At 68.1% G+C, this 9816-nt stretch carries 12 protein-coding genes; 3 read left to right on the top strand and 9 right to left on the bottom strand.

Annotated features, from left to right (window positions below):
* From zwf to pgl, 3 genes are all read left to right on the top strand, one after another.
* Nucleotides 1-947: glucose-6-phosphate dehydrogenase (gene zwf, locus BGN98_RS06110; RefSeq protein WP_288120241.1), on the top strand; the 947-nt coding region annotated here is incomplete at its 5' end.
* A complete protein-coding gene (locus tag BGN98_RS06105; protein WP_061681580.1) occupies nucleotides 944-1885 on the top strand; it encodes a glucose-6-phosphate dehydrogenase assembly protein OpcA in 942 nt (313 codons plus the stop codon). The genes zwf and BGN98_RS06105, both read left to right, overlap by 4 nt.
* An 8-nt stretch (nucleotides 1886-1893) precedes the next feature.
* Nucleotides 1894-2673, top strand: coding sequence for a 6-phosphogluconolactonase (gene pgl / locus BGN98_RS06100; RefSeq protein ID WP_061681588.1), 780 nt, complete (start codon nucleotides 1894-1896; stop codon nucleotides 2671-2673).
* Nucleotides 2674-2759: 86 nt separating this feature from the next.
* Here pgl and BGN98_RS06095 read toward each other — a convergent pair whose 3' ends face one another.
* The 9 genes from BGN98_RS06095 to BGN98_RS06055 all read right to left on the bottom strand — a co-directional run.
* On the bottom strand, nucleotides 2760-3116 hold the full coding sequence (locus BGN98_RS06095; RefSeq protein WP_061681590.1) for an RNA polymerase-binding protein RbpA: 357 nt from the start codon (nucleotides 3114-3116) through the stop codon (nucleotides 2760-2762).
* A complete protein-coding gene (secG, locus tag BGN98_RS06090) occupies nucleotides 3116-3364 on the bottom strand; it encodes a preprotein translocase subunit SecG (protein WP_036283588.1) in 249 nt (82 codons plus the stop codon). Before secG ends, BGN98_RS06095 begins: the two co-directional genes overlap by 1 nt.
* A gap of 170 nt (nucleotides 3365-3534) precedes the next feature.
* Nucleotides 3535-4317 (bottom strand): triose-phosphate isomerase, encoded by a 783-nt coding sequence (gene tpiA, locus BGN98_RS06085; protein WP_081768002.1) that lies wholly within the window; start codon nucleotides 4315-4317, stop codon nucleotides 3535-3537.
* A complete protein-coding gene (locus BGN98_RS06080) occupies nucleotides 4317-5534 on the bottom strand; it encodes a phosphoglycerate kinase (RefSeq protein WP_288120236.1) in 1218 nt (405 codons plus the stop codon). The genes tpiA and BGN98_RS06080 overlap by 1 nt, the downstream gene beginning before the upstream one ends.
* Before the next feature lie 9 nt (nucleotides 5535-5543).
* Entirely contained in the window at nucleotides 5544-6554 is a 1011-nt protein-coding gene (gene gap / locus BGN98_RS06075; RefSeq protein ID WP_288120234.1) for a type I glyceraldehyde-3-phosphate dehydrogenase, read from the bottom strand.
* A 138-nt stretch (nucleotides 6555-6692) separates the two neighbouring features.
* Nucleotides 6693-7322 carry a superoxide dismutase gene (locus tag BGN98_RS06070; RefSeq protein WP_061681596.1) on the bottom strand — a complete coding sequence of 210 codons (630 nt, stop codon included), beginning with the start codon at nucleotides 7320-7322 and terminating at the stop codon, nucleotides 6693-6695.
* A gap of 130 nt (nucleotides 7323-7452) precedes the next feature.
* Nucleotides 7453-8430, bottom strand: a complete 978-nt coding sequence (gene whiA, locus BGN98_RS06065) for a DNA-binding protein WhiA (RefSeq protein ID WP_036287924.1) — start codon at nucleotides 8428-8430, stop codon at nucleotides 7453-7455.
* Between the two features lie 39 nt (nucleotides 8431-8469).
* The gene (gene rapZ, locus BGN98_RS06060) at nucleotides 8470-9345 is read right to left on the bottom strand and encodes an RNase adapter RapZ (RefSeq protein WP_061681598.1); all 876 of its coding nucleotides are present in this window, start codon (nucleotides 9343-9345) and stop codon (nucleotides 8470-8472) included.
* 44 nt (nucleotides 9346-9389) lie between these two features.
* Nucleotides 9390-9816 (bottom strand): helix-hairpin-helix domain-containing protein (locus BGN98_RS06055; RefSeq protein WP_288120230.1); only part of this gene is annotated, 427 nt, incomplete at its 5' end.

Raw genomic sequence — 9816 nt, 5'->3', positions numbered from 1 at the left:
TCTTCCGCATCGACCACTACCTCGGTAAGGAGACGGTGCAGAACATCCTCGCGCTGCGCTTCGCGAACGAGCTGTACGAGCCGCTGTGGAACGCCAATTACGTCGACCACGTGCAGATCACGATGGCCGAGGACATCGGCGTCGGAGGCCGCGCGGGCTATTACGACGGTATCGGCGCGGCACGCGACGTCATCCAGAACCACCTTCTCCAGCTGCTCGCACTGACCGCGATGGAGGAGCCCATCTCGATGGACGCGAAGGATCTGCGCGCGGAGAAGGAGAAGGTGCTCGCGGCGGTGCGCCTGCCCGATGATCTGTCCACGGCCACGGCACGAGGTCAGTACGGTGGCGGCTGGCAGGGTGGCGAGAAGGTCACCGGCTTCCTCGAAGAGGACGGGATGAACCCGGACTCGACGACCGAGACGTACGCGGCCGTGAAGCTCGAGATCGCGACCCGCCGCTGGGCGGGGGTGCCCTTCTACTTGCGCACGGGCAAGCGCTTGGGGCGGCGGGTGACGGAGATCGCCGTCGTCTTCAAGCGTGCGCCGCAGCTGCTGTTCCAGCGCAATCAGACGCTCGAGCTCGGACAGAACGCGCTCGTGATCCGCGTGCAGCCGGACGAAGGAGTGACGATCCGGTTCGGCTCGAAGGTACCCGGTGCAGGCAACGAAGTCCGCGACGTCACGATGGACTTCGGCTACGGCCACGCATTCACCGAGTCCAGCCCCGAGGCGTACGAACGCCTCATCCTCGACGTGCTGCTGGGCGACCCGCCGCTGTTCCCCCGTCACGAAGAGGTCGAGCTCTCGTGGAAGATCCTCGACCCCGTCGAGGAGTTCTGGAGCTCCGAGGGCGGACCGCTCGAACAATACTCTCCCGGCTCGTGGGGCCCTCCCTCAGCCGATGAACTCCTGGCCCGCGACGGCCGCGTCTGGAGGCGTCCATGATCGTCGACCTGCCCGACACCACGGTGTCGAAGATCGCGCGTTCGCTCGTGAGCGTGCGCGAGGAGGGTGGCGCCGTCGCCCTCGGACGCGTGCTCACCCTGGTGATCGTTACGACCCACGGCCTGCACGAAGAGGCGATCGAGGCCGCCAACGACGCCTCGCGCGAGCACCCGATGCGCGTCATCGTGCTGATCGCGAACCCCGACGGCGACGCCAAGCTCGACGCCCAGATCCGCGTCGGTGGCGACGCCGGCGCCAGCGAAGTCGTGGTGCTGCGCGCGCAGGGCGATGTCGCGAGCAACCAGGAGGGCCTCGTGACGGGGCTCCTGCTGCCGGATGCGCCCGTCATCGCGTGGTGGCCGGACTTCCCGCCCGTCGAGCCCGCGGCATCCGACATCGGACGCATGGCCCAGCGCCGCATCACCGACGCGTCGACGAAGCCCTACGCCAAGGATCGCCTCTCGCGTCTCGGGCCGTCGTACGAGCCCGGCGACACCGACCTCGCGTGGACACGCCTGACGCACTGGCGCGAGCAGTTGGCGGCGGTGCTCGACCAGCCGCCCTACGAGCCGGTGACGAGCGTCGAGGTGGTCGGAGCCGGCAGCTCGCCCTCGACCGGTCTGCTCGCCGCATGGCTGCGACTCAAGCTCGACGTGCCGGTCACCTGGCGCTACTCGCCCCCGGAGGAATGGGAGCACGGCATCCAGAAGGTGCGGCTGACGCGTGCGAGCGGCGACATCGTGCTCGAGCGGACGAACGACATCGACGCCACGCTCACGCAGCCCGGACAGCCGTCGCACGACATCGTCCTCCCCCGCCGGACACTGCGCGAATGCCTCGCGGAGGAGCTGCGCAGGCTCGATCCGGACCTCCTGTATGGTCGAGTGATCACGGAGGGCTGGGAGCTTCTCGGCCCGGCGACCACGAGCGAGTCCTAGGAGTTCCGATGGCGCAGATGTGGACCGAGAAGCGCGTCGTGATCAGCCCCGACGCGCCGACGCTGGCGGCGGCGGTCGCCGAACGCCTGCTGTCCCGTCTCGCCCGTCGATCGGCCGCAGGCAAGACGACCCACATCGCTCTGGCGGGCGGCCAGATCGGCACTGCGGTGCTACGCGCCGCCGGCGACAGCCCTCGACGTGCCGACATCGACTGGTCGCTCGTGCACATCTGGTGGGGCGACGAGGTGTTCACGACGCCGGACGACGTCGATCGCCACGACAGCGCCGCCCGCGCCGCGCTCTTGGACCGGGTCGCGCTGCCGGCGAGCAACATCCACGCGATCGCGGCCAGTGACGTCGCCGCCGATCCGGATGCCGCCGCGGCCGCGTACGCCGACGAGCTGTCGCGCTTCGGCACGCCGGAGCAGGCGTGGCCGGAGTTCTACGTCTGCTTCCTCGGCGTCGGCTCCGATGGACACGTCGCGTCGCTCTTCCCCGATCGGGTCGAGATCCAGCTGACGGACCGTACGGTGGTCGCCGTTCGTGACGCCCCGAAGCCGCCCCCCGTGCGCGTCACGATGACCCGCCCGGTGATCAACTCGGCGCGCTGCGTCTGGCTCGTCGTCTCTGGTACCGACAAGGCCGCCGCCCTCGGCCTGGCCCTGGCCGGCGCCAGCTATGAGACGGTGCCGGCCGCAGGCGCAAAGGGCCGCAAGAAGACGATGTTCTTCGTCGACGAGGCCGCCGCGGCGAACGTGCCGGCGGAGCTCATCGACCAAGACTTCTGATCGACGCCGATATCACGTCAGAAGCCCTCGTACGCAACGATCGTTCGTCGCACGAGGGCTTCTTCGTCGGTTGTGAGGCCGGAAGGTCAGGCTTGGCCGCGGCGTTCCCGCAGCTGGTGCAGGGCGTCATCGAGAAGGGCATCGGCCTCTTCGTCGGTGCGACGCTCCTTCACATAAGCCAGATGCGTCTTGTAGGGCTCGGTCTTCGCGAGCGCGGGGGGATTGTCCTTGTCGCGTCCCGCCGGCAGTCCCGAGTGCGGAGAATCGATGACGTCGGGGATCTCCTCCTCCGCGATTCCCGCGGCGAAGTAGCGGACGGTCTCGTTTCCCAGAGCGTCCCAGTACGACACGGCGATGCGGTCGGCGTGATGGCCGTGGTCCTGCTCGCCCATGGGTCCGGCACCCACTCGGGTGCCGCGAATCGCGTTTCCGCCGGTTGCCATCAAAGCCCCTGAAACTTGGTGATGAGTCCGAGCGCGACGATCGCGACGAACCAGACGAGTGCGAGGACGACCGTGAAACGGTTGAGGTTGCGCTCCGCGAGACCCGACGATCCGAGCGCTGAACTCATGCCGCCGCCGAACATGTCGGACAGACCGCCACCGCGCCCCTTGTGCAGGAGGATCAGGAGGGTCAGCAGGAGGCTGGTGATGCCCAGCACCACCTGCAGTACGAACTCGAGGATGTCCACAGTCGAAAATGCCTTTCGCGGCGCCCGCGTCATCGAGCGCACAAAGGTCGAGTATACCGACGTTTCGGCTCGCACCCGCGGTGCCGCTCAACGACCGGGCCTTGGATCCCGGTCGTTGAGCGAGCGAAGCGAGTCGAAACGCAGGCCGACGCGCGCGGAACCGCAGCGTGTCAGACGCCGACGTGCTTCTGGTAGCGGATGATGGCGGCGAACTCGTCGGCCACCAGGCTCGCGCCGCCGACGAGCGCGCCGTCGACATCGGGCTCACGCATGAAGCTGGCGATGTTGCCCGACTTCACCGAACCGCCGTAGAGCACACGGGTACGCGCCGCGGCATCCGCACCGAGAGTCTCGGAGAGCACCTGGCGCAGCGCCGTGCACACCTCCTGAGCCTGTTCGGGCGACGCCACCTGACCGGTGCCGATGGCCCAGACGGGCTCGTAGGCGACCACGATGTCCGCGTCGGCTGCGACTCCGGCCAGAGCCGCCTGCAGCTGAGCGACCGAGACCGCCGTGGGCCCCGACTGCTCACGCTGCTCGAGCGTCTCACCCACGCAGATCACCGGGACCAGGCCGTGCCGCAGCGCCGCCTGAACCTTCTCGGCGACGATCGCGTCGGACTCGTGGTGGTACTCGCGACGCTCGGAGTGACCGATGATCACGTACCGGCAGGCGAGCTTGCTCAGGAAGGCTCCCGAGACCTCGCCCGTGTACGCGCCGCTGTCGTGCGTCGACAGGTCCTGCGCGCCCAGCGCGAAGGGGATCTTGTCGGCGTCCAGCAGCGTCTGGACGGTGCGCAGATCGGTGAACGGCGGGAAGACGGCCACCTCGACCGAGCCCTCGTCGTGCCCGGCATCCTTGAGCGTCCAGTGCAGCTTCTGCACGAAGGCGACCGCCTGCAGGTGGTCGAGGTTCATCTTCCAGTTGCCAGCGATGAGCGGTGTGCGCGACATCAGGCCTCCCATCCCAGGCTCTCCAGCCCGGGGAGCTTCTTGCCCTCCAGGAACTCCAGGCTCGCGCCACCACCGGTCGAGATGTGACCGAACTGGTCGTCCGCGAAACCGAGCTGACGAACGGCTGCCGCCGAGTCACCGCCACCGACGACCGACAGACCGTCGACCTCGGTGAGCGCCTGCGCGACCGTCTTCGTCCCGGCCGCGAAGGCCGGCATCTCGAACACACCCATCGGGCCGTTCCAGAACACCGTCTTCGCGCCGCGGATCGCGTCGGCGAAGATCTCCGCCGTACGCGGACCGATGTCCAGACCCATGCCGTCGGCGCCGAAGGGGGTGTCCTCGAGCGCGTCGGCGGCGGCGACGACGTGATCGGCATCGGCGGCGAAGCCGGATGCCATGACCGCGTCGACCGGGAGGATCAGCTCGACGCCGCGCGCCGCGGCATCCGCGATGTAGCCCTTGACGGTCTCGATCTGATCGGTCTCGAGGAGGCTCTTGCCCACCGGGTGGCCCTGAGCCGCCAGGAAGGTGAAGAGCATGCCGCCGCCGACGAGGATCTTGTCCGCGCGAGGCAGCAGATGGGCGATGACACCCAGCTTGTCGCTCACCTTCGACCCGCCGAGGACCACGGCGTAGGGACGCTCGGGGTTCTCCGTGAGGCGGTCGAGCACGTCGACCTCCTTCTCGATCAGATATCCCGCGGCCGACGGCACCAGCTCGGCGAGGTCGTAGACCGACGCCTGCTTGCGATGCACGACACCGAAACCATCGGAGACGAGGACGTCGCCGAGGGCGGCGAGCTGCTCCGCGAAGGCGCGACGCTCGGCGTCGTCCTTCGCGGTCTCACCGGGGTTGAAGCGCAGGTTCTCGATGACGGTCACATCGCCGTCCTCGAGGGCCGCGACGGCCTCCTGCGCGGACTCCCCCACCGTGTCGCGGGCGAAGACGACGGGCTTGCCGAGCAGCTCGGAGAGGCGCTGAGCGACCGGCTCGAGGCTGTACTTGGGGTCGGGCGCGCCGTCCGGGCGTCCGAGGTGGGAGCACGCGATGACGCGCGCGCCCTGGTTGATGAGCTCGTTGAGGGTCGGAAGAGCCGCCCGGATACGGCCATCGTCCGTGATGACGCCGTCCTTCAGAGGGACGTTGAAGTCAACACGGACGATGACACGCTTACCGGCCAGCGACCCGAGGGATGCAAGGGTGCGCAAAGCCATGGTGAAGCCTCAGAGCTTGTCGGCGACGAGCTCGGTGAGGTCGACGAGGCGGTTCGAGGAGCCCCACTCGTTGTCGTACCAGGACGACACCTTCACGAGGTTGCCGGAGACGTTCGTCTGACCCGCGTCGAAGACCGACGAGTGGGGGTCGAGCTGGATGTCGCTGGAGACGATGGCGTCCTCGTTGTATTTGAGGTAGCCGACGAGCTCACCCTCCGCCGCAGCCTTCTTGTACGCCGCGTTGATGACCTCGGCCGTGAGGCCCTCGGTCGGGGTGATGATCGTAAGGTCGACGATCGAGCCGGTGGGAACCGGCACGCGGTACGACGAGCCGCTCAGCTTGCCGTTGAGCTCGGGCAGGACGAGGCCGATGGCCTTGGCCGCACCGGTCGAAGCCGGGACGATGTTGATCGCGGCGGCACGGGCGCGGTGCAGGTCGCTGTGCGGGCCGTCCTGCAGGTTCTGGTCGGCCGTGTAGGCGTGCGCCGTCATCATGAACCCGCGCTCGATGCCGAAGTTGTCGTTGAAGACCTTGGCGAGGGGCGCGAGGCAGTTCGTGGTGCAGGAGGCGTTGGAGATGATGTTCATCGTCGCCGAGTCGTAGTCGCCGTCGTTGACACCCATGACGAAGGTGCCGTCGACGTCGGTGCCGGGAGCGGAGATGATGACCTTCTTCGCACCGCCTTCGATGTGCTTCTTCGCGTCGACGGCCTTGGTGAAGCGACCGGTCGACTCGATGACGATGTCGACGCCGAGCTCGCCCCACGGGAGGTTCGCCGGGTCGCGCTCTTCGAAGACCTTGATGGCCTTGCCGTTGACGGTGATGGAGTCAGCATCGTACGAGACCTCGGCGTCGAGGCGGCCGCCGACGGAGTCGTACTTGAGCAGGTGGGCGAGGGTCTTGTTGTCGGTGAGGTCGTTCACCGCCACGATGTCGAGGTCAGCTCCCTGCTCCAGCGCGGCACGGAGGAAGTTGCGGCCGATACGGCCGAAGCCGTTGATTCCGATCTTGACAGACACGTTGTCTCCCGGTTCATGTCGCGACGGCGACGACGTTTCGACGCGCCACTCGCGAACTTGGTGTGTGAAGGAAAAAGGATGCCGGGTCACCGCCCGTCGCCGGGAGGGACCCGGCATCCTCACCTGGTCTTGAGACTACTACTTGAGCAGTCCGGCCGTCTTCTCGCGCGCCGTCGAAAAGCGCTCGGCGACGTTGCCCCAGTTGGCGATGTTCCAGACGGCCTTGACGTAGTCGGCCTTGACGTTGAGGTAGTCCAGGTAGAAGGCGTGCTCCCACATGTCGAGCTGGAAGATGGGAACGGTGCCCTGAGCGGTGTTCGACTGCTGGTCGAACAGCTGCTGGATGATGAGCTGCTCGCCGATCGGGTCCCAGCTCAGCACGGCCCAGCCCGAGCCCTGGATGCCGGTCGCGGCAGCCGTGAAGTGCGCCTGGAACTTGTCGAAGCCGCCGAAGAACTCGTCGATGGCCGCCTTCAGCTCGCCCTCGGGCTGTCCGCCGCCGCCGTCGGTGGCCGGCGCGAGGTTGGTCCAGAAGATCGAGTGGTTGACGTGCCCGCCGAGGTTGAAGGCGAGGTCCTTCTCGAGCTTGTTGACATTGGCGAGGTTGCCGCTCTCGCGGGCCTCGGCGAGCTGCTCGAGCGCGGTGTTCGCGCCGGTCATGTACGCCTGGTGGTGCTTGTCGTGGTGAAGCTCCATGATCTTGCCACTGATGTGCGGCTCAAGAGCTGCGAAGTCGTAGGGGAGGTCGGGCAGCGTGTAGATCGCCATGTTCTCTTCTTCCTGTCGTCGGCGCCGCAACTGCGCTGCGGCGATGGGACATTGCCATCCTATTGAGGTGCAACGCGAGGGCGAGGGGGTTGTTCCCTCTGAGAACGAGATGTAAGCGCCTCCGACGACCTCAGTCCTCGAGACCCTCCGGTACCGCCGCGTCGGTGCCGGGGATGCCGTCGGCGACGGCCTTCTTGTCGGCCATCGCGAGCAGCCGTCGGATGCGGCCGGCGACGGCATCCTTGGTCAGCGGCGGATCGGCGTGGTGGCCGAGCTCGTCGAGGCTGGCGTCGCGGTGCGAGAGGCGCAGTTCGCCCGCTTCGCGCAGGTGATCGGGAACCTCCTCGCCGAGGATCTCCAGGGCGCGTTCGACGCGCGCGCATGCCGCGACGGCCGCCTGGGCCGAGCGACGCAGGTTGGCGTCGTCGAAGTTGACGAGGCGGTTGACGCCGGCGCGCACCTCACGACGCTGCCGCATCTCCTCCCAGGCCTGAGCCGTGCGCACCGCACCCATCTCGGCGAGGGCGACGCGGATGGCCTCGCCATCGCGAACGACGACCCGGGGCACCCCGCGCACCTCGCGGGCCTTGGCTGCGATGCCGATCCGATGGCCGGCGCCCACAAGCGCCATGGCCGCCTCGCCGGACGGGCAGGAGATCTCCAGCGCCGCCGACCGACCGGGGTCGGACAGCGTACCGCTCGCAAGGAACGCACCCCGCCAGACCGCGGCGAGATCGTGGCGGGCGCCGGTGGTGAGCTTGTTCGGGAGCCCACGCACCGGACGGCGACGCGCATCGAGCAGACCGGTCTGACGCGCGAGCGTCTCGCCGCCTTCGATGACGCGGACGGCGAAGTGGCCGCCGGCGCGTCCGCCGGACGCCTGGACGCGGTGCAGCTCCGGGCGCACCCCGTAGATCTCCATGATGTCGCGGGCGACACGACGCGCAAGCGGGTCGGTCTCCAGTTCGGCCTCGACGGCGACGCGCCCGGCGATCGAGTGCAATCCACCGGAGAAGCGGAGGATGGCGGTGAGTTCGGCCACCCGCGCCGTGGGACGAGGGTCGCGCACCGCGGCCAGCTCTGACTTCACGTCAACGGTTGGCGACACAGCGATCCTTCGTTCGGGGGTGCGGGACAAAGGAACAGCCTACTCGCGACCGAGGTCGCGATGCTTCACCCGAACGGCGACCCCGGGAACCTGTGCGAGCCTGTCGGCGAGCTCCACCGCCGTCACGACCGAACGATGCTTGCCTCCGGTGCAGCCCACCGCAAGCACGGAGTGGCGCTTGTTCTCGCGCTGATAGCCGGCGAGCACGGGATGCAGCGCGCTCGCATATGCGTCGATGAACTCGCGCGCGCCCTCTTGAGCGAGGACGAAGTCGCGCACGGGTTCTTCTTCACCCGTGTGTCCCTTCAACTCGGGGATCCAATACGGGTTCGGCAGAAAACGCATGTCGGCGACGAGATCGACGTCGGTCGGCAGACCGTATTTGAAGCCGAAGCTCATCACCGTGAGGGTGTGGCGCGCCTCTCCCGCGTCGCTGAAGAGGTCGACGACGCGCGAGGCGAGCTGATGGATGTTCATCTCACTCGTGTCGATGATGACGTCGGCGCTCTCGCGGATCACCCGGAGGCGATCGCGCTCGCGCAGGATGCCATCGAGGATCGTGCCCTCGCCCTGCAACGGATGCGGCCGCCTCACAGACTCGAACCGTCGCACGAGCACATCGTCTCCGGCGTCGAGGAACAGCACGCGCAGCTGGCGTCCCGCCCGCAGCGCATTGGTGACCGCCGGCAGCGCCTGAAAGAGAGCGCGGCCGCGGACATCGACGACTGCGGCGAGCTTGGGAAGCGCTCCCCCGGCCATCTCGGTGAGTTCGAGGAGATGTCCGAGCATCTGCGGCGGCAGATTGTCGACGACGTACCAGCCGAGGTCCTCGAGGGCGTTGGCTGCCGTGGTGCGCCCCGCTCCCGACATCCCCGTGACGATGAGCACCTCGCCGGCGCGCTGCTCGTCGGTCACGTGCTCTCCCTGGGTGTTCGAAAGCCGGTGCGGATGACCACAGCCTAGCGATTTGCGAGGCGCTGCTCGATCGCGGCCGCCAGTTTGGGGCCGATTCCGGGCAGCGCCGTCATCTCGTCCGCGGACGCATTGCTGAGCGCGGCGACGGAGCCGAAGTGCCGTAGCAGGGCCTTGATCCGTGCATCACCGAGCCCCGGGACCTCACCCAGCACGGTGGAGATGTCGCGCTTGCGGCGCTTTCGTTGATGGGTGATCGCGAAGCGGTGCGCTTCGTCGCGCAGGCGCTGGATCAGGTAGAGGGCCTCGGAGGTGCGGGGAAGGATCACCGGGAAGTCCTCCCCCGGCAGCCAGATCTCCTCCAAGCGCTTGGCGATGCCGCACAGTGCGATCTCGGCGTGCCCGGCATCCTCGAGGGCGCGTGCGGCAGCCGCGACCTGTGGCGCACCGCCGTCGACGACCAGCAGCTGCGGA

The organism is Microbacterium sp. 69-7, from assembly GCF_001897985.1.
In the GTDB taxonomy this organism is placed as follows: Bacteria; Actinomycetota; Actinomycetes; order Actinomycetales; family Microbacteriaceae; genus Microbacterium; species Microbacterium laevaniformans.
The sequence above is the reverse complement of the archived record's forward strand: the minus strand, read 5'-3'. Positions and strand labels throughout refer to the sequence as shown.

Bases quoted from the DNA above. Each gene is read 5' to 3' on its own strand.
- BGN98_RS06105 (WP_061681580.1), top strand. From the start codon at position 944: ATGATCGTCGACCTGCCCGACACCACGGTGTCGAAGATCGCGCGTTCG.
- pgl (WP_061681588.1), top strand. From the start codon at position 1,894: ATGGCGCAGATGTGGACCGAGAAGCGCGTCGTGATCAGCCCCGACGCG.
- BGN98_RS06095 (WP_061681590.1), bottom strand. From the start codon at position 3,116: ATGGCAACCGGCGGAAACGCGATTCGCGGCACCCGAGTGGGTGCCGGA.
- tpiA (WP_081768002.1), bottom strand. From the start codon at position 4,317: ATGTCGCGCACACCGCTCATCGCTGGCAACTGGAAGATGAACCTCGAC.
- BGN98_RS06080 (WP_288120236.1), bottom strand. From the start codon at position 5,534: ATGGCTTTGCGCACCCTTGCATCCCTCGGGTCGCTGGCCGGTAAGCGT.
- BGN98_RS06070 (WP_061681596.1), bottom strand. From the start codon at position 7,322: ATGGCGATCTACACGCTGCCCGACCTCCCCTACGACTTCGCAGCTCTT.